This is a genomic window from uncultured Spongiibacter sp., assembly GCF_964011655.1.
In the GTDB taxonomy this organism is placed as follows: domain Bacteria; phylum Pseudomonadota; class Gammaproteobacteria; order Pseudomonadales; family Spongiibacteraceae; genus Spongiibacter; species Spongiibacter marinus.
Map to the genome: position 1 here is coordinate 1 of NZ_CAXGPO010000016.1, position 19,899 is coordinate 19,899.

Below are 19,899 nucleotides of genomic sequence, written 5' to 3' on the forward strand. Positions count from 1 at the left end.
CCTATCTCAACAGCGACAAAGTCTTGGAAATTGCCCGCGCCTGTGGCGCCGAGGCCATCCACCCCGGCTACGGTTTTCTCAGTGAAAACGCGACCTTCGTCAGTGCCTGCGAGGCGGCGGGGATCGTCTTTATCGGCCCCACTGCGGAGCAGATGCAAAGCTTTGGCTTGAAACACCGCGCGCGGGAGATTGCCGCGGCCGCGGGCGTGCCCCTGCCGCCGGGCTCGGGTTTGCTGGCGGATGTGGATACCGCCTGTGCCGAGGCCAGGGATATTGGCTACCCGGTCATGCTGAAAAGCACCGCCGGTGGCGGCGGTATAGGCATGCAGGTCTGCGATTCAGAGGCGGCGCTGCGCGAGGCCTTTAACAAGGTCAAGCAACTGGGTAAGAACAACTTTGCCGACGACGGCGTGTTTCTGGAGAAGTACATTGCCCGCGCCCGGCATATTGAAGTGCAAGCCTTTGGTGACGGCCAGGGCGCGGTGCTGGCCATCGGTGAGCGCGATTGCAGCGCCCAGCGCCGCAACCAGAAAGTGATTGAAGAGTGCCCGGCGCCGAATTTGCCCGAGCCAGTGCGTCAGCGGCTTTACACGCTGGCCGAGGCGCTACTGTCCAGTGTGAACTACCGCAATGCCGCGACGGTGGAGTACATTTTTGATGCCGATACCAAGGAGTGCTATTTCCTCGAGGTGAACACCCGCTTACAGGTGGAGCACGGCGTCACCGAGATGGTCTGGTCGGTGGACCTGGTGCAGTGGATGTTGCAACAGGCGGCTGGGGAACTGCCGCCACTGGATGTGCTGCGTCAGGGGCTGTCTGCCAGCGGGCACGCGATTCAGTTGCGAGTGTATGCCGAAGATCCCTACCGGGATTTTCAGCCTTGTGCGGGGTTGCTCAGTCATGTGGCATTTCCCCAGCCTGATGAAGCGCTGCCGGGCTTGCGTATTGAACACTGGCTGGAAAGCGGCATTGAAGTGTCACCGTACTTCGATCCGATGCTGGCGAAGATTCTCTACCGAGCGGAGGACCGCGACGCCGCGATCCAGGGTTTACGGGAGACGCTGAATCAGACGCAGCTTTACGGCATTGAAAGCAACTGTGCCTATCTGCGTTACTTGTTGGATGACGCTGTGGTGGCGAAGGGCGACGTCACAACCCGCTATCTTGCGCAGGTAACTTGGCAGCCTGCGCGTATCGATGTGCTGCAGGGCGGTACCCAGACCACCATTCAGGATTTCCCCGGTCGCGGCGGCTACTGGGATGTCGGCGTGCCGCCCTCGGGGCCCTTCGACAATTATTCCTTCCGGCTCGCTAATGCCATGCTGGGCAACATGCCTGACGCGGCGGCACTGGAAATCACCCTGCAGGGGCCGACCCTGCAATTCAGTGCACCGACCCGCATTGTGGTGGCGGGGGCGGCTATTCCACTAAGTCTGGATGGCGACCCCGTGGCGATGCACACGCCGGTGGAGGTGGTCGCTGGGCAGACTCTGATCATGGGGCGTATCGAGTGCGGCGCGCGGGCATATCTGGCCGTTGCAGGTGGCCTCGATTGCCCCGAGTACCTCGGCTCGCGCTCCACTTTTACCCTCGGCCAGTTCGGCGGTCATAACGGTCGCGCGTTGCGCACCGGCGATGTGTTGGCGCTGGCGCAGAGCGCATCCACGGGACCAGCGCTGAGCCCGGATCAGGCCGCTCTGCCGGACATCGGCTCGCAGTGGTCGCTACGGGTGATTTATGGCCCCCACGGCGCGCCAGACTTTTTTACCGACGCCGATATCCAGCAGTTCTTCAGCACCGACTGGGAAGTGCATTACAACTCCAGCCGCACCGGCGTGCGCCTGATTGGCCCCAAACCGCAGTGGGCACGTCAAAGTGGCGGCGAAGCGGGCATGCATCCGTCCAATATTCACGACAACGCCTACGCCTTTGGCACGGTGGATTTCACCGGCGATATGCCGGTGATTCTCGGCCCGGACGGCCCCTCGCTGGGCGGCTTTGTCTGTCCGGCCACGGTGATTACCGCCGACCTGTGGAAACTCGGCCAGTTGCGCGCCGGGGACACGCTGCGCTTTGTGCCGGTCAGCGTTGACGCGGCGGTGGCGGCTGAGCGTTGCCAGCAGGCCTTTTTCGCCGGTGATGAGCTTGGCGATAACACCGCCGCTGCCGAATCCGCGGCGCCGGTCTCTGTCGAGGCCCTGCCGTCGCCCATCGTTAAACGCCTCAGCGCGGACGAGGTAGGCGATGAGGTGGTTTATCGCCTGGCGGGAGATCACTTCCTGCTGGTGGAATACGGCCCGCTGGAGCTGGATATTCGCCTGCGCTTTCGCGCCCATGCGCTGATGCAGGATTTGCAGCAGACACCATTGCCGGGGCTGCGTGAACTCACGCCGGGCATTCGCTCACTGCAACTGCATTATGACGCGCAGCAATTACCGCTGCGCGAGCTGCTGGACGAGCTGGCGCGCCGCGAACGGCGTTTATCGCAGCGCTTGGATTCCCTGCACGTGCCATCGCGCACGGTGTGGCTACCGCTGAGCTGGGACGACGAGGCCTGCCAGTTGGCAGTGGATAAATACCAGCAGTCAGTGCGTGCCAATGCGCCCTGGTGCCCGAGTAATCTGGAATTTATCCGCCGCATCAATGGTCTCGACAGCATTGCCGAGGTCAAGGATATCGTCTTCGACGCCGCCTATCTGGTGATGGGGCTGGGCGATGTGTATCTGGGGGCGCCGGTCGCCACGCCGGTCGATCCGCGTCACCGCTTGGTGACCACCAAATATAATCCGGCGCGTACCTGGACCGCAGAAAACTCGGTGGGTATCGGCGGCTCTTATCTCTGTGTGTACGGCATGGAAGGGCCGGGCGGTTACCAGTTTGTCGGTCGCACTTTGCAAATGTGGAATCGCTACCGCCGCACGGCCGCGTTTACCGAGCCCTATCTGCTGCGCTTCTTCGATCAGATTCGCTTCTACGAAGTCAGCCACGATGAACTCACGCAAATCCGTCGTGATTTCCCGCTGGGCGATTACCCGCTGCGTACTGAGGAGGGCGAGTTTTCGCTGGCGGAGTACGAAGCGTTTACTGAGCAGCACGCGGCGGAAATCGATGCCCATACTCGCCGCCGAGAGCAGGCCTTCGACGACGAGCTGGCGCGCTGGCATGCCGATGGTCAGTTCCACTACGAGGCACCGGAGGTTGAGGTCAGTGACGATACGCTGGTGATTGGCGACGACGATATTGTAGTGGACAGCTCGGTGGCGGGCAGCGTTTGGCAGCTGAATGTGGCCGAGGGCGATACCGTTGAAGCCGGGCAGTGCGTAATGCTGCTGGAGTCGATGAAGATGGAAGTCGCCGTGCTGGCCAGCCAGCCGGGCCGGGTGAAAACGGTGGTGGTGAAAGCCGGCGGCCGCGTTAGTGCCGGTCAGCCGCTGTTAATTCTGGAAGGGGAGAGAGACCAATGACCTTGCCCACACTGAGTCGCCGCAGCCTGCATCAGGCTTACCGCGATGGCAGCTTGACACCGCGCAAGCTGATGGCCGAGATTGCCGCGCGCTGCGACGCGCTCAAGGACCACAATATTTGGATTTACCGCCTCAGCGCGGCGGAGCTGGAACCGTATCTGCAAACACTGGACGGTCACAGTCCCGACAGCCTGCCGCTGTTTGGTCTGCCCTTTGCCATTAAAGACAATATCGACCTGGCGGGTGTGCCCACCACGGCGGCCTGCGATGCCTTCAGCTATACCCCCTCGCAATCGGCGACGGTGGTGCAAGCGCTGATTGCCGCCGGGGCGATTCCGGTGGGCAAGAGTAACCTCGACCAGTTTGCCACCGGGCTGGTGGGCACCCGCTCGCCCTGGGGCGCCTGTAAAAACAGTGTCGACCCCGACATGATCAGTGGCGGTTCCAGCTCTGGCTCAGCGGTGGCCGTGGCCAAGGGGCTGGCCTGTTTCAGCCTGGGCACTGACACGGCGGGCTCGGGCCGCGTACCCGCCTGCTTTAATAATCTGGTGGGCCTCAAACCCAGTATCGGCCTGTTGTCGGCCACGGGGATGGTGCCCGCCTGCCGCTCACTGGACTGCATGACAGTGTTTGCACTGAATGTGGATGACGCCCACGCGGTGCTGTCGGTGGCTGAGGGTGAGGACGCCAGTGATGCCTACAGCCGCGCCAACCCCTTCGGCAACCGTTCCCGCCATTACGGACGACATGCCGGCAAATTGCGCCTGGGCGTGATGCCAGCGGAACAACTCGCCTTTTTCGATCACGCGGGCTACGAGCAGGCCTATCAGCAGAGCCTCGCGGCGATTGCCGAGGATGATGAGATCGAGCTGATCGAGGTGGATATGTCGGCCTTTCTCGATGCCGCCAAACTCCTCTATGAAGGCCCTTGGGTGGCGGAGCGCTATCTGGCCTGCTCACCGCTGATTGAGGAGCAGCCCGACGCACTGCTGCCGGTCACCCGAACGATTATCAGCGGTGGTGCAACGCCGTCAGCGCGGGATGCCTTCTCTTTTCAGTATCGTCTAAAAGCCTTGCGCAAACTGGCGCAGGCCGCGCTGGATTCGGTGGATGCACTGCTCACACCCACCGCGCCGCGGCCTTATTCGATTGCCGAGCTGGACGCTGACCCCATCGCCCTGAACAGCAATACCGGCTACTACACCAACTATATGAACCTGTTTGACCTCTGCGGTTTGGCGCTGCCTACGGCGTTTACCGACGACGGTTTCCCCTTTGGCCTGACGCTGGTTGCCGAGGCCTTTGGCGACCGCAAGCTGCTGTCGATTGGTAACCGTCTGCAACAGCGTTTTGCCCTGCCGCTGGGCGCGGAAAAGCGTGCTTTTGAAGCGCTTTCCAAGAATGCTTCGACAGCGGCCGAGCGGGTGGACGTGGTGGTTTGCGGCGCCCATCTGGACGGTCAGCCCCTTAACTGGCAGCTTCGTGAGCGTGGTGCCACCTTACAGCTGTGCACGCAGTCAGCCCCTGATTACCAGCTCTATGCCTTGCCCGGTGGGCCGCCGTTGCGTCCGGCCATGGTGCTGGCCGAGTCCGGCCAGGGGCAGGCGATCGAGTTGGAGGTCTGGTCGATGCCGCTCGCCGAACTTGGCTGTTTTGTGGCCGGGATTCCGGCGCCACTGGGTATTGGCAAAGTGCGGCTGGCCGACGGACGGCTGTGCCCGGGCTTTATCTGCGAGCAGTCGGGGATTCGCGGCGCGACGGATATCAGCCATTTTGGCGGCTGGCGGGCCTACCTCCGCAGCCTGTAACGTGGCAGCATGGCGTTTTTGTCATCATGGCTGAACCATGTTGGAAAGCTGGAAAGATTATTGCCCATACTGCGGCGAGCGTATCGAACTGCTGATCGACCCGAGCCTAGCAGGGGAGCCGTACGTTGAAGACTGCGAGGTATGTTGCCGCCCCATGCGCGTCAGCGTGAGCGATGGCGACGCGCCACTGGGCGCTGATAGCTGGGCGCAGGCGATAGAGGAGCTGCCCGCGTCGGCGTCCGACTCCGGTTTGCAGGTTCAGCTTCAACGCGAAGATGAGGTGTAACGATGCCCTGTGAACTGCGAGCGATAGAAGCAGATATCTGCCAGCTGAAGGTTGATGCCATCGTTAATGCCGCCAATAACAGCTTGCTCGGCGGGGGCGGTGTCGACGGCGCCATTCACCGGGCGGCGGGGCCGGCGTTGTTGGAATTCTGTCGCGGCTTGCAGGGTTGCGCGACCGGCGATGCCAAAGTCAGCCCCGGTTTTGCACTGCCAGCTCAATACGTTCTTCATACGGTAGGGCCGGTGTGGCACGGCGGTGATCAGGGCGAGGCCGATAAACTGGCGAGTTGCTACCGCCGCTGTATTGAAGAGGCTAAGGCACTGGAGCTTGTCACTCTGGCCTTTCCGGCCATTAGCTGCGGCGTATATGGCTACCCTCACGACCAGGCCTGCGCTATTGCGGTGGCCAGTTTACGGGAGGCCTTGCTTGAGCCGCGCAGCCTCCGGCAGATCTTTCTGGTGGCGTTCAGCCCGGAAATGCTGGCCCACTGGCAGCGGGCTTTAGCGCACGGCTAGGGTTTACTGGCGGCCTAAAGCCTTGAGCAAACTGGCTTCCGTTTGTGGCCCCGTGAGTACACTGTGCAGTTCACCTTGTGGGCTGAGGATATAGGTGGTCGGTAATACTTTGGGGCGTTCTTGCCCGAGCAATTGGGCGGGGTCGGCGAGCATACTTTCAAATTGAATATCCAACTCGGTAATGGCCTCGTCTAGCGCCGGGCCCTGCAGGCGGTCGTAGTTTGCGCCGTAAACGTCGATGTCGCTGTGCTCGGCATCAAGTTTATTGAGTTCGGGAATTTCATCGCGACAGGGGCCGCACCATGTCGCCCAATAATTAATCAGTACCCAGTTATCGGTATCAGGCAAGCCCGCTGCGCTGGTTTCGCTGCGGCTGCAGGCGATTAATAAAGAGCAGGTAAGCAGTAGCAAGATTGATCGCAGTTGTATCATTTCCTATTCCAAATGGTGGCCAGCAATGCGCTGTGTATAATGTCGCTCATCGTTTACTACGCTGGATGAGCCATGTCTGTTTACACCCTGTACCACAATCCTCGCTGTTCCAAGTCACGTCAAACCAAGCAGTTGCTTGAAGACAATGGGATAACACCAGAGGTCGTCCTGTATTTAGAAGATAGCCCGAGTGCGGATACGCTGCGAGACTTGCTGGCGAAGCTGGGTATTTCTCCGCGGCAATTGTTGCGCAAGGGCGAGGCAGAATACAAGGAGCGCGGCCTGGCGGATGACAGTCTCAGTGATGAGGTCTTAATTCAGGCGATGGTTGAAGCGCCGAAACTGATTGAACGGCCGATTGTCGTAAAAGGCGATCAGGCGGTGCTCGGGCGTCCACCTGAGAACGTACTGGCTTTGATCGATTAAGGAATCTTCAATGACAGATGGCCCCTACATTTTGGTGCTGTACTACAGCCGTCACGGCACAACCCGGCGCTTGGCCGAGCAGATAGCGCGTGGTGTGGAGCAGGCGGGTATGGCCGCGCGGCTGCGCACGGTGCCCGCGATTTCCACCGTGTGTGAGGCCGTCGAAGAGGATATTCCCGATGAGGGGCACCTCTACGCCAGTCAGGAAGATTTACGCGATTGCGCGGGCCTGGCAATGGGCAGCCCTACGCGCTTTGGCAATATGGCGGCGCCGCTGAAGTACTTTATAGATGGTAGCTCGGCGCTGTGGATGAGTGGGGCTCTGATAGGGAAGCCCGCTGCGGTCTTTACATCCAGCGCCAGTCTGCATGGCGGTCAGGAGACGACGCTAACCTCGATGATGTTGCCACTACTGCACCACGGTATGGTGATCGCCGGTTTGCCCTACAGCGAGTCCTCGCTGAGCACAACAACCACAGGTGGGACGCCCTACGGAGCAAGCCACGTTGCCGGCAGTGACGGGCGCGATGTCGATGCCACCGAGCTGGCGTTGGCGACTGCCCTGGGCAAGCGTCTTGCGTTACTGGCTAAGCGACTGGTTGATTAACTCTACATAAGGAAACTTCAGGTATGACAAGTTTGGAAAAGCGCGCGGCCGTCACGGCGGCTTTGATGAAGTTTTCCTACGTCGGTTTGTTAATTTCATTGAGTTTGAGTACGTGGGTGTGGGTGCAAGAGGGGCGCCAGCCCAGCGTTACTATCTGGCTGATTCGCGTGTTGCCACTGCTGATTTTTGTGCTGCCGGTTTTTCGCCAGCAGCTCAAAGGCATTGCCTGGATGTGTTTTGTAAGCCTGTTGTATTTTGCCTCGGCGGTTACCGAGGCCATGTCGCCCTTTGTTATTTGGATCAATTATATTGAGCTGGCGTTGGTAGTTATTTTGTTCTGCAGCGCGACGGCGTTTATTCGCTGGCATGCGCAGGCAATGCGCGCCGCACAAGAAGTATGAGGAGTAAGGACACAGTATGAGCGATGCAAATAAGCGCGGTTTTTTTAGCCGTTTGGGCAATGTGCTGGACGGTGTGCGCCGCTGGACCTTAAACCTGTTCTTCTTGGTGTTTATCGGCTTGCTGCTGTTCAACATTGTGAATGCCTTCCGTGTTGAAGTGCCAAACGGTGGCGTTCTGGTACTGGCTCCTGAGGGGGTGGTGGTTGAGCAATACACCGCCGTTGACGCATTCACGCAAATCAGTGGCAGTGGTCTGCCGATAGAAACCCTGTTGCAAGACCTGATCGATAGTGTGGATTACGCCCGCGAGGACAGCAGCATCCAGGTACTGTTGTTATTGCTCGATGATATGCAGCACATCGGTATGGCCCGCTCATTGGAATTGTCAGATGCGCTGCGGCGTTTTCGCGAGTCGGGCAAGCAAATTGTCGCGATGTCGGGACACTACGATCAGGACAAGTACTTGTTGGCGAGCGAGGCTGACCAAATACTGCTGCACAATATGGGCGGCGTCAGCCTGGAAGGCTTTGCCGTGGTACGCAACTACCTGAGTGAGGCGATTGATAAATTAAAGGTGAACTTCCACGTATTTAAAGTGGGAAGCTACAAGTCGGCACTCGAGCCATTTATTCGCAATGATATGTCGCCGGAAGCGCGTGAAGCGAACCGAGGCTGGCTGGAACCGCTGTGGGATCTATACCGCGACCGCGTCGTTGAGCGCCGCAATATTGCTGTTAAAGACTTTAATTACTACGTGAACCATATCGATCGCGTGCTGGCTGGTAGTGGTGGCGATGCCGCACAAGCTGCCCTGGATTATGGCTTGGTCGACGGTATTGTCAGTCGGCCAAGGCTCAGCGAAATGATGGCTGAGCAGGTCGGTTGGGATAAAGATGGCTATTTTAACCAGGTTTATTACAAGCACTATCTGCGCTATAAGCGGGGTATAACCTTACCCGACGATACTGCGGGTGTGGCTTTAATCGTTGCGAGCGGCAATATTGTGGATGGTGAGCGGCCTGCGGGCAGCATTGGCGGCGATAGCCTTGCGCGTCTGGTTCGTACCGCGCGGCTGGATGAGAGTGTTAAGGCGCTGGTGTTGCGCATCGACAGCGGTGGGGGCTCCGCTTTTGCATCTGAAATTATTCGCGCCGAACTCGAGGCCCTGCAACAGGCGGGCAAGCCCTACGTGGTGTCAATGAGCAGCCTGGCGGCATCAGGTGGATACTGGATAGCGGCAGGTGCCGATGAGATCTGGGCGAGCCCTGCTACGTTGACAGGCTCTATCGGCATCTTTGGTGCTTTTCCCACCGTTGAGGAATTACTGGCTGATCTGGGTGTAAACACCGACGGTGTCGGCACATCGGCAGTTGCCGGTAAGCTGCGTGTTGACCGCCCGCTAGACCCTATTGTGGCGCGATCCATTCAAAGCAGTATCGATAATGGCTATCGCCGGTTTATTAATGTGGTTGCCGAGGGCCGCGGCAAACTGCCAGAACAAGTCGAGCCGATTGCCGAAGGGCGAGTGTGGAGTGGTATGGATGCTCGTGAACTCGGCTTGGTAGATAAGCTGGGCACCTTAGAACAAGCCATTCAGTCGGCCGCGAAACTTGCCGGGCTGAGTGACAGCCGACACCGCGAATTGCGCTTGCCGATGAGCCCGGAAGAAGAGCTGATGCGCTGGATACTAAGCTCGGGGGTCGCAGCGCCTTTGCTCCCCCAGTCTCTCTCTGCGTTAATTCAGCAGTGGCTGCCTGCGACCGCAGCGCTCCCCACGCTAAATGACCCGCGTGGTATGTATGCCTACTGTCCGGTGTGTGTGAGCCCGTAGCCGCAAATACAGGCATTGACACCCTCTTGCATTGGCGCCGGAGTAACAGTGAAACGCCGTTACTCCGCGCTGGCTTTTAGCTCCTGAATAATCGATGCCCACATAGCATCTGGCGCGGCGTAGGGGGCATAAATAGCCAATCGGTCTGCATAGCCAGCATATTTCTTTTTCAGCAAACCGGCGATCTCTTCAGGTTTGCCGCGAGTGCAGAACGCGTCGAGAAAATCATCGTCCACATAGCTGCCCAGCTCATCCCATTTGCCTTCCTTGGAGAGGCGATTCATTGTCGGCTGTAAGTCGCCCAGGCCTACCGCCTCCATCGGCGGGGCATAGGCTGGCGTCGAGGCATAGAACCCCAATAAGCTCTTCACGCTATTCTCCGCCGCAACATATTCCTCTTCGGTTTCTCCGGTGATGATGATGGCATTAACCTGTAAGGTGAAGTCATCCAGGGAGCGCGCCGATTTTTCTAAGCCCCTTTTCACGGCAGGTAGGGCTTTCTCTTCCAGAAAGGGCAGGCTGTTGAAGGGGTGGACGATCAAACCGTCGGCAACCTCGCCGGCGACTTCGGTCATTTTTGGTCCCAGTGCGCCCAGCATGATTGGTGGAATTCCATAAGGATTTGGCCCTGGGTTGAACATCGGCGTCATCAATGTGTGGCGATAATACTTCCCCTGGAAGTCGAGTTTGTTGCCATGTTGCCAACAGTCGAAAAACGCTTTGACCGCTAAGATATACTCTCGCATTCTCGCCGCGGGTGGATTGAAGTCTATACCGAAGCGCTTTTCTATGTGCGCTTTAATCTGTGAGCCGATCCCCAGGCTGAATTTACCCTTTGAAAACGTTTGTAGGTCCCACGCCTGGTAGGCAATGTGAGAGGGGTTTCTGGGGAAGGCCACGGCAATGCCGGTGGCAATATCCAGTTCGGGGGCATGCTCTGAGGCGAGCGCTAAAGGGAAGAACGGATCCCAGCTACCCTCCAGTGAATACACGCCGTCATAGCCGATTGCTGCCAGGCGTTTGGCTTCCGCCGCTGCGCCACTCATTTGCGCATAAAAGGGGCCGTCAATTTTCATTATTTTTACCTTGTTCTATTTACTTGGATTGCTGTCGCGATTGCATTCAAACCAGCCGATGACGGGCGCCTCATCGTCGATATAGCAGCGTACTAAAGAGCGTCGATACTCGGTGCGCTTGGGCGGTGAGAAGGTGTGGGTAATATCGATTTCCACACCGGAGATCGTTTCAATACGACCGCTGATCAGCCTACCACTACTGCAGGCGAGGTCGAAGTGCCCGGCAACGGAGCGATGTGGGGAGGTCGCATCAAAAGAGAGGTCGAATTCAACACCCTCCAGATTCTCCATCTCGCCGTCGTTTTCCTGGAAGTAACCAACCTTGATTTCCGGCCACTCCGGAATATTCACTACGGTGGACTGCAAACTGAATTTCTCCGTATTAATGACCAGAAACTGCCACTGCATATCCCAGGGGCGGGGGCCCCATGAGTGGTCGCGTTCGCCCCTAACAGTAACGTCCTGTGTGTACTTATCGATGCTCACCGTAAAGGCGCCGGCGATTGGCTGTTCATAGCGATTGGTACTAAAGCCCTCCGCTTGGTGATCTTCAACGGTGCCACCGCCGCGAGAGTGGGCAGGGCCCAGGGCATTCATGGTTAGCTGGACGGCGACCGGTAGCACCAGGCCTTGGCGTTGCCCCGACAGGACTCTTGCAAAGCCTGATACGCTCAGCGTTCCGGTTTGCAGGGCCTCACCGGCCTGATAACTAAATGCTAAGCCCCAGCCCTCATAAGCGAAAACGTGATTGTCGCTTTGTAACTTCAGCGCTGAGAAGGGGAGACGGTACTCTTCGATCGCGAGCCACTCTTCACCATCGAGCAGGTACAGCCAAAATAGCACGCGTTGTTGTACGGGGTGCCAACCGACTCGGCAGTGCCCTGCGATGCGGCCATTGGCGTCATACCAATCGAAAAAATACGATTCATTCCAGTCTGAATGATCGCGGCTAAAGGGGTGTGGAAACTCGTCGTCGAGTTGAATACCAAATTGCGTCAGCGTTTTATTATCTAGCATTGTGCTCTGCTCTCGGTAATGTATTTGGTTGTGGCAATCAGCAAGGCCGCACTTACAGAAGTGATACCACGCCGGTATCTGCGTTGAGGCGAATATTGTCGCCAGTTTTTATTCGTTGGGTGGCAACGCGGGTATTTACGATTGCCGGAAGGCCGTACTCTCTGGCAATGACCGCGCCGTGGGAGACTGAGCTTCCAACGTCGGTTATTAGACCGGCTATTGAACTGAAGTACGGGGTCCAGCCCACATCGGTGATGGGGGCCACGAGAATTTCACCAGGCTGTAGCCCCGCGGCGTCGCTAACGCTAAAGGCGACCCTGGCCTTGCCCTCGACCAGGCCAGAGGAAACTGGCCGTCCTAGGATGTCGCCACCGCTGTCCGCGCTCTGTCGTCGACGGTCGAGTGGTTGTGGGGGCCCCACGCAGATTTCATTGAAGTCGAGTTTATTTTGAAAGGCGAGGGCGGTTCGACGATTGCTGGCTTTTTCTTTCTCCAGCGCTGTGTCAGCGGAGCGTACGACGCTCATGAGTTCATCGTGGGTGAAAAAGAAAACCTGATCGGCGTCGTCCAGCTTTCCTTCGCGGTGAAGTTGCTCACCCAGCGCCCGGTAGCTGCGTTTGAAACGGTTGGCGATGTCGACCAGTAGTGATTTTGTTGCCTCTCGTCGGCGAATAGCCGCGTGCGCCTTGGGTAATATCCAGCGTACGCCTCGACTCAGTTGGCTGGTGTCGACTGCCTGTGGTTTCGGGTTCACCGCCTTGCCAGAGAGACGCGCGCTTGCCGAGGCTTGTAACGTGGTGACCAGTGTCTCGGGCGCATCTGCCCAGCAGGCTTCTCGCATGCAGAGTTCCCGATAGCCACGGTGACCGTGGCGATGTAAAAATGCCTTAAAGTCGTCAGACACTATTGTGCTGCTGGCTAGCCACTCGACAGCGTTAGTTGGCGAGGCATCGACGAAAGCCTGAGCGTCGTGCTCATGTTGAGCGATTTTCTCGACAATGGCATCCAGCTGCTCGACGAGGATGGCGCTTTCAACGCCGCTTGCGCCAGCCATTAAGTTTGCCGCCTGTGCCTGTTCTGCAGCGCTGCTCTCTTGCCCTCCAGAAATCATGGACTGGAGGATATTGCTGGCCACTCCGGAGGTTGTGGAGGATTGAAGGTGGACGGCCATTGCTTCGGAATAGAAGGGTAAGGCCTTGTCCAGCGCCTGAGCGATTTCCACGCTATTTCCAGAAGTTGGCAGGTTGAAGGCGTCGGCTTTCTTGCTAAATCGGGCGATGACATCATCGGCTTTTTGCAGATACCGGAGCATTTTTACGGTGCCCAATAGACGTATCCACCAGGGGCGCTTGGGGGGCTCTTGAAGCTCTTCCACCACTCCACCGCACAGGCTGTAGCCCATAGATTTTGCGTCCACCCCGAGTACGTTGGCAGCGGCAGCGATTGATCCGCTGAGGTTGATGAAGAGCTTGCCGTGACTCATTGCTATTTGAGTCCAGTCATCGGTTACGGCTTTGCGACCGGCATAACTCACATGCATGTGTTGCATGCCATTCTCTATGCTTCGCCCCGTGGTTGAAAAGGTTAGGGGGCAGACGGCGCCCGGCATCATTTCGCCGACGTTGCAGCGCGTGACAACGTCAGTGGCGTTGATTGGTGTATCTAACTCGTTCAGATCAGTCCCGATGGTGGTGATCGGCCGAGCTTGCAGCCAGAAGATGCGGCCCTGGCTGTCAGCGGCCCACTCCAGGTCAAGCGGGATACCGGCCTGTTGGCTAGCGTGCTTGGCCTGAGCAACGAGGGCGTCGAGTAGCGCGTCGGAGAGTATCGGCGTATCGCCGATAAGCTCAGAGTAGCTTAGCTGGCCACTGCGGTTAAATTCGTAGTGATCGGGTGTCGCTTCCCCGCTGACGAGTGATTCGCCGAGCCCCTCTACGGCGTTCACGACAAGCCGGTCGTGGCGGCCCGATACCGGGTCTACCGTGAATACCACACCGGCGGCGCTGGCATCTACCATGGTTTGCACAACAACGTTCATTTGCACGCCATGAATATTGTTCTTGCCTTGGTAAGCACTTGCCCGTTGGCTGTGTAGCGATGTGACGCAGCGGTCTATTGCTGCTTTTAGGTCGTCGAGTCCCTCGACGTTGAGGATACTTTCATACTGGCCGGCGAAGGAACTCTCCGCACCGTCTTCCCCCATTGCCGATGATCGAACGGCGACCATAGCGCCACCGAGCTTCTGGTAATAATCGGCCAATGCTTCAGGGTGCTTGCCACATTGCGCATTAACGATAACAAAGCCACTGGGCACCGTAAGTCCCCAGCGCATCAGTTGGTTGAGGCCGCTGGCTTTACCGCCCATGGCAAGCAATGCATCTTGGCTTGTATCGGTATCGTTTAGCCAGTGAATAGTCGTCACACTGTCGGTGATCATCGTTTTTCTCAGCTCATTATTGTTATGTGTGGTGTTGCTTCTACCGGTGATGGCGTCAAGCTTATCTTTGCTATACGATCGTATAGTGTTGGCTTTGTGTCAAGGGCAGTGCTAACTTCTTAAAATTGAAAGCATTTTTCTAATGAATTGGGGTAAGTTAAATTCCGATGAAGGCCGGTAGCGGAGCGCCGAAAACGAATGAGCGCCGGGAGCGGGTACTCCGGGCAGCCGCGCAGTTATTTGGACAACTCGGTTTTGACGGGACGTCGTTTGCGTTGGTGGCAGAGAAAGCGGGTGAACAGAAAACCTTTGTTCAATACCATTTCCAAAATAAAGACGTACTCTGGCGGGCGGCTGTGTCGCATGTTTGGTTGCAGCGCAATAATGCCTTACCGCGCTACATTGAAGATATTTCCTTGCAGCGTGCGCCCGACGACAGGGAAAAAATGATTCGTGACTTGTGCCGAAAAATACTGCACTTCACGTTTGCTCACCCCGAGTGGGTAAAAATAATGTTTCAGGAAGCATCGGCGCCTGGGCCGCGTTTAGATTGGCTCGTCAAAGAATTTATCGGCACGGACTTTATTGAAGGGCGCGCAATGATAGAGCTGGGCCAGCATCACGGTTTACTGCCAAAAGTGGATGCGATGGACCTTTTGCATATTCTGTCCGGCGCGTTGCTGTATTTGGTCAGCGTTGCGCCGATAACTGAGCGTGTGTTGGGGCTGCGGCCCGATTCCAATGACTACATTGACCACCACGTTGATACGCTGACACGCATCCTTCGGCAGCACGCCTAGGGCCCGGGCACCCGCGTGGACTTCAGGCCTTATTGTTCGCCACTTTGATGGGGGTAGTGCTGCCGCCATTCTTCAAACCCGCCGTCCATGCTGTAGACCTCGGTAAAGTCTTTCTCAACGAAAAACTGTGCGGCGCTCTGGCTGCTATTACCGTGGTAGCAGTATATGATCAGCGGCGCGTCCGGGTCGGCGTCTTCAATAAACTGCTGTAGGTTGTGGTTGTCCAAATGGCTGGCGCCCTTGATGTGCCCCAGCTGGTAGGACTGCTCGTCGCGAATGTCGGCGAGTTGTGTCGAGGGCTGGCGCAGCAGCTGTTCGGCGTCTGAGATCGAGATGCGTTTAAAGGACATAAGCGTTCTTATCAGGTCAGTCGGAAAATTACTGGTGAAATAACGGAGCGAGTGCGCGGGGCGCTACTCGCTCAGTGCCGGTTCGAGCTCGCGAGCAGACTTACTGCCAAACAGCACTTTCACATCTTCAAGTACGATATACAGGCAGGGTATTAATATCAATGTGATGACCGTAGCGAAGATGATGCCGAAGCCGAGTGACACCGCCATGGGAATCACAAACTGGGCTTGCAAGCTGTCTTCCATCAACATGGGTAACAGACCAAAGAAGGTGGTTAGCGACGTCAGCAGTATGGCTCTAAAGCGCTGACAGCCCGAGTCGACAACGGCGTCGATCAGGCGCTCGCCGCGGTCGATCGCCGAGTTAATGAAGTCCACCATAATCAGGCTGTCGTTGACGACAACGCCGGATAGCGCGATAACGCCAAAGAACGACATCATACTGAAGGACAGGTCCGTCACAATGTGGCCGAACACCGCACCGATAATGCCAAACGGGATCACCCCCATAATGATTAGCGGCTGCAGATACGAGCGCAAGGGGATGGCCAATAAGCCATAAATGCCAAACAGGGCGAGGGCAAAGCCGACCAGTAGGCTGACCATCAGCGTGCCCACTTCCTCACTTTCGCCACTGAGTTTGATGTCCAGGCCGGGGTAGCGCTGTTGCAAACCGGGCAGCAGGTTTTTAAGGATGCTGGAGGTGACTTTATCCGGCTCAACACGTGACTTATCGGCTTGGGCAGTCACACTGATAGAGCGCTCGCCATCAATACGCGTCATGGTTGTGTAGGCGGGCTGGATGGTGATTTTCGCCACGTTAGAGAGTGGCACAAAGGCGCCCTCGGCGGAGCGAATAAACATGTTTTGCAGGTCGGACACCGCCGCACGCTCATCGCGCGGGTAGCGAACCATCACCTTCACTTCGTCGTTGCCGCGCTGCACGCGCTGGGCTTCCGCGCCATAGAAGGCATCGCGAATCTGCTGTCCTAGTGCTGCTGAGCTGAGGCCCAGGGTTTCCGCTTCGGGGAGAATTTCCAGGACAATTTCATCGCGAAGCGCGCTGGCACCATTGCGAATATCGTAGACGCCCTCATAACGGCGCAGAGCATTTTCCACTTGTGATGCGGCAGCGGTAAGGTCTTCCGGATGGGGGCTGCTGATCTTTAGGGAGATCGACGGACCCATCTGTTGGTCGGCAATACTCACTGCCAGCACCTTGGCACCGGGGATATCACCAATTTCTTCGCGCCAGCGCCGCGCAATTTCCGCACCGTCGATATCGCGCATGTCATTCTTGGTGAGCTCGGCCATAAACGTCACGTGACGTCCGCCGCGACCAAAGGCGGCAACGTGGCTGATAAGTGCACGGTTGTCGTCGTTGGCATGGGCCGCGGAATAGGCCTCATTGACCTTGCGGAGGCTGCTATCCATATGTTCGAAGGCGCGGCGCGTTTCTTCCTCGGGGGTGCCTTCAACCATTTCCAGATTTGCCTGAACGAAGTCGCCAGGTACCTCGGGGATCATGACGAAATGCACCACTCCGCCGGCAACCAGCCCCACTGTGACGATGAGCATGGCGGTGAAGCTCGCGCCGGTGATATAGCGCTGGGCAATGGCCCGCTTAATAAAAGGCCGGTAGGTGTTTTCGACAAAATTACTGAGTATTGCATTGGACTTTGCCGGAATGCGATCGAGCTTTTGCCAAATGGGCCCAGTGCCGGGCGAACTGTGTGCCAGGTGAGCGGGGAGAATCCACTTCGACTCCACCAGTGAAAATGCCAGGCACAGGATAACAACCCAACCGACGGACTCCGGGAAAGGCGCGAAGGTACCGCTGGCGAACAGGGTTGGCGAAAACGCCATAATGGTGGTGAGTACGCCAAAGGTGGCGGGGGTGGCTACGCGCAAGGCACCTTTAATAACGGTGTCGACGGAGTGGCCGCTTTTTTCCGCTTCCGCGTAGGCGCTTTCACCAATGATGATCGCGTCGTCAACCACGATACCCAGTACCAAAATAAAGCCAAACAGGCTGAGCATATTCAGGCTGATATCGACCATTGGCATCAGCGCGAAGGTGCCGAGGAAGCAGATCGGCAAGCCGACCATTACCCAGAACGCCAGCTTGATATTCAGGAACAGACTCAACACCACAAATACCAGTAAGGCACCCATACTGAGGTTGTCGAGCATCATGCTCATACGGCCTTTCAGGTAGTAGCTGATGTCGGCAAACTGCGCAATCTCAACGCCCTCCGGCAATTGCTCGCGCTTGTTTTCGACATAGCGGCTTACCGCCTCGGCAACGCGGATTAAATCCTGGCTACCTACTGAGAAGACTTGCAGGCCCAGGCTGGGCTTGCCGTCGAAGTATGCAAAGCCGTCAACTTCCTCAAAGCCGTCGTTAATCGTCGCAATGTCGGCCAGCGTTAAGCGGGTACCGTCGGGGAAGCTTTTTACAACCAGGCGCTCAAACTCCTGCTGCTGGCGCGCCTGGCCTTGGGTTCGCAGGGAAATATTGCCGTTACTGGTTTTAATGGTGCCGCCGGGCAGGTCAAGCGACGAGCGACGAATGGCATCGGCGACATCGCTGAGGGTCAGCTGGTACTCGAGCAAGCGGTGCTCGGGAATTTCGATGCTGATCTCAAAGTCGCGGGCGCCGTTGATCTGAACAAAGGCGATGTCGGGGTCTTGCAGCATCTCCTGTTTGACCTGCTCGCCCAGCGATTTCAGGCTGCGCTCATCCAGGTCGCCGTAAAGCTCAACGTTGACGGTGTGCTTCTGAAACTCCAAGCGCTTTACGATGGGGCGCTCAGCCTGTTCGGGAAAACTGACAATGCCATCTACCGCGCTTTTGATCTCGTCCATCACGGCCAAGATGTCATAGTCTTTGTAGATGTCGGCACTGATCGTTGCCAGTGATTCGTCGGCGGTGGACTCTATGCTCTCAATCGCATCAATGTCCTGCAGCGCTTCCTCAATTTTGAGAATGACACCGTCTTCAACTTCCTCCGGCGTTGCGCCGGGGTAGGGAACCGTGATGCGGATGATGTTGATTTCGAAGTCGGGTTGCAGGGTGCGCTGAATATTCAGTGCCGAGCCAATCCCCACGCACAAGATGACGATCATCAACAGGTTGGCGGCAACGCTGTTTCGTGCGAACCACGGAATGATGCCGCGGCGAGTGTCTAGGTGCTCGGGAATAGTCATTGGACGCTGCTAAGCTCGGTAAAGGTAGCCATGCCTGATTCGCTCTGGGGCTTAACCAGTTCGGCGGTCGACATGCTGCTGTTGACTTTAACGGGGGTGCCGCTGATGGCGCTGGGCACCGATGACAGGCAGATCCGATCACCTTCCTCCAGACCTTCATACACGTAGACCAGCTTGCCTTCTGTGCGCAATGCTTTGATATCGCGGTTGCGCAGGGTTTGCTTGTCGTCGACCACCCACAGTTGATTACCGGTGCGCAGGATATGCCGAGGAACGGCGATCAGCCCATCGATTTTTCTGCCCTCTATATCCGCTTTTACAAAGCTGCCATTGAGGAGGGGCTTGCCCGGGTTCTCCAAGCGGTAGGGGTCATTCACGCGGGCGACAACAAATAACACGCGACTGCGTTCATCGAGCACGCCCTCGCTGCGCACGACCTCGGCGGGCCAGCGATCGCCAATGTCATTTTCCAGAATGACTCGGGGGTAGGTGTCGTCCTGGCTATTATTGGGTAGCTCCAAATAAGCGAGGCGGTCCGTTGGCACAGGTAGCCGTACTTCGGCAGTGTCAACGGAGAACATTTGGCCGACCGGCGTACCGGTACTAACAAATTGCCCGAGGTCGACCTGACGCATTTTAATCAAGCCGCGATAAGGGGCTTTGATTTGCGTCCGGTCCAGGTTGATCTTGGCCTGACGGCGGTCCGCGAGTGCGGAGTTCAGTCTGGCTTTGGCTTCGTTTAATTGCGGCAGCCTAAGTGCCAGGGCGCGCGCTTCTTTACTGGCGTGACGGCGGGGGTATTTGCGTAGGTCTTCCTTCGCGACTGCCGCGCGCCCTTTCTCCTGGAGCAGGTTGCTGTGGGCAGTGGCCACGGCGGCCTCAGCGCGTTTGAGTTCCGCGCGGTAATTGCGATCGTCAATGCGCAACAGTACTTCGCCTTGTTCTACCAAGCCGCCATTTTCGAATTTGGGAGAAACGTCCATGACCTGCCCCGATACTTCGGTGACCAGGCTGGTTTCTGTGCGCGGCTGCACGGTGCCCTGACTACTCACGTTGATCGTCAGCGCCTGTTTGGTCGCAATGGCGACGTCAATGATCAGTGAATGCTGCTCAACGTCCTGCTGTTCGGGGGCTGGGCGCAGCGCGAAAAGGATCACGGCAACGACAATGGAAAGGCCGATGATTGACGCGACGGCAATGGCCTGCTTGGGCAAATTAGGCAAAACAACGTTCTCTTTT

Annotated in this window: 15 protein-coding genes and 1 pseudogene; 9 read left to right on the plus strand and 7 right to left on the minus strand. The window is 57.5% G+C overall.

Annotated elements, in window-relative coordinates:
• From uca to ABNS66_RS09235, 4 genes and pseudogenes are all read left to right on the plus strand, one after another.
• Positions 1-3,464: urea carboxylase (gene uca, locus ABNS66_RS09220; protein ID WP_348655306.1), on the plus strand; the 3,464-nt coding region annotated here is incomplete at its 5' end.
• Positions 3,461-5,272: an allophanate hydrolase gene (gene atzF / locus ABNS66_RS09225; protein ID WP_286839049.1), complete on the plus strand. Its 1,812-nt coding sequence runs from the start codon at positions 3,461-3,463 to the stop codon at positions 5,270-5,272. The genes uca and atzF, both read left to right, overlap by 4 nt.
• Before the next feature lie 37 nt (positions 5,273-5,309).
• Positions 5,310-5,444 (plus strand): annotated as a pseudogene (locus ABNS66_RS09230) (CPXCG motif-containing cysteine-rich protein); the annotation flags it as partial.
• Between the two features lie 116 nt (positions 5,445-5,560).
• Positions 5,561-6,073 (plus strand): O-acetyl-ADP-ribose deacetylase, encoded by a 513-nt coding sequence (locus ABNS66_RS09235; RefSeq protein ID WP_286839047.1) that lies wholly within the window; start codon positions 5,561-5,563, stop codon positions 6,071-6,073.
• A gap of 3 nt (positions 6,074-6,076) precedes the next feature.
• Here ABNS66_RS09235 and ABNS66_RS09240 read toward each other — a convergent pair whose 3' ends face one another.
• Positions 6,077-6,505 (minus strand): TlpA disulfide reductase family protein, encoded by a 429-nt coding sequence (locus ABNS66_RS09240; RefSeq protein WP_286839043.1) that lies wholly within the window; start codon positions 6,503-6,505, stop codon positions 6,077-6,079.
• Between the two features lie 72 nt (positions 6,506-6,577).
• Here ABNS66_RS09240 and arsC point away from each other — a divergent pair, with 72 nt between their 5' ends.
• From arsC to sppA, 4 genes are read left to right on the plus strand one after another with little or no spacing between them, the layout of a single operon-like run.
• On the plus strand, positions 6,578-6,931 hold the full coding sequence (gene arsC, locus ABNS66_RS09245) for an arsenate reductase (glutaredoxin) (RefSeq protein ID WP_204996837.1): 354 nt from the start codon (positions 6,578-6,580) through the stop codon (positions 6,929-6,931).
• A gap of 10 nt (positions 6,932-6,941) precedes the next feature.
• On the plus strand, positions 6,942-7,538 hold the full coding sequence (gene wrbA, locus ABNS66_RS09250; RefSeq protein ID WP_286839041.1) for an NAD(P)H:quinone oxidoreductase: 597 nt from the start codon (positions 6,942-6,944) through the stop codon (positions 7,536-7,538).
• A 23-nt stretch (positions 7,539-7,561) separates the two neighbouring features.
• Positions 7,562-7,939 carry a DUF2069 domain-containing protein gene (locus tag ABNS66_RS09255; RefSeq protein ID WP_204996839.1) on the plus strand — a complete coding sequence of 126 codons (378 nt, stop codon included), beginning with the start codon at positions 7,562-7,564 and terminating at the stop codon, positions 7,937-7,939.
• Between the two features lie 16 nt (positions 7,940-7,955).
• Positions 7,956-9,770, plus strand: a complete 1,815-nt coding sequence (gene sppA / locus ABNS66_RS09260) for a signal peptide peptidase SppA (protein ID WP_286839038.1) — start codon at positions 7,956-7,958, stop codon at positions 9,768-9,770.
• 59 nt (positions 9,771-9,829) lie between these two features.
• Here the strand turns inward: sppA and ABNS66_RS09265 are convergent, their stop codons facing one another.
• The 3 genes from ABNS66_RS09265 to ABNS66_RS09275 are packed head-to-tail and all read right to left on the minus strand — an operon-like array spanning position 9,830 to position 14,300.
• Entirely contained in the window at positions 9,830-10,846 is a 1,017-nt protein-coding gene (locus ABNS66_RS09265; RefSeq protein WP_286839035.1) for a TIGR03617 family F420-dependent LLM class oxidoreductase, read from the minus strand.
• A 15-nt stretch (positions 10,847-10,861) separates the two neighbouring features.
• Complete coding sequence (locus ABNS66_RS09270; protein WP_286839033.1) at positions 10,862-11,863, minus strand: hypothetical protein; 1,002 nt, start codon at positions 11,861-11,863, stop codon at positions 10,862-10,864.
• 52 nt (positions 11,864-11,915) lie between these two features.
• Complete coding sequence (locus ABNS66_RS09275) at positions 11,916-14,300, minus strand: PEP/pyruvate-binding domain-containing protein (protein WP_286839031.1); 2,385 nt, start codon at positions 14,298-14,300, stop codon at positions 11,916-11,918.
• Positions 14,301-14,467: 167 nt separating this feature from the next.
• Here ABNS66_RS09275 and ABNS66_RS09280 point away from each other — a divergent pair, with 167 nt between their 5' ends.
• Entirely contained in the window at positions 14,468-15,100 is a 633-nt protein-coding gene (locus ABNS66_RS09280; RefSeq protein ID WP_204996844.1) for a TetR family transcriptional regulator, read from the plus strand.
• Positions 15,101-15,129: 29 nt separating this feature from the next.
• Here ABNS66_RS09280 and glpE read toward each other — a convergent pair whose 3' ends face one another.
• The 3 genes from glpE to ABNS66_RS09295 all read right to left on the minus strand — a co-directional run bounded on the left by glpE (position 15,130) and on the right by ABNS66_RS09295 (position 19,883).
• Positions 15,130-15,450 (minus strand): thiosulfate sulfurtransferase GlpE, encoded by a 321-nt coding sequence (gene glpE, locus ABNS66_RS09285; protein ID WP_286694708.1) that lies wholly within the window; start codon positions 15,448-15,450, stop codon positions 15,130-15,132.
• A gap of 63 nt (positions 15,451-15,513) precedes the next feature.
• Positions 15,514-18,660, minus strand: coding sequence for an efflux RND transporter permease subunit (locus ABNS66_RS09290; protein WP_286694709.1), 3,147 nt, complete (start codon positions 18,658-18,660; stop codon positions 15,514-15,516).
• A complete protein-coding gene (locus tag ABNS66_RS09295) occupies positions 18,657-19,883 on the minus strand; it encodes an efflux RND transporter periplasmic adaptor subunit (RefSeq protein WP_286694710.1) in 1,227 nt (408 codons plus the stop codon). The genes ABNS66_RS09290 and ABNS66_RS09295 overlap by 4 nt, the downstream gene beginning before the upstream one ends.
• Positions 19,884-19,899 lie beyond the last annotated feature (16 nt).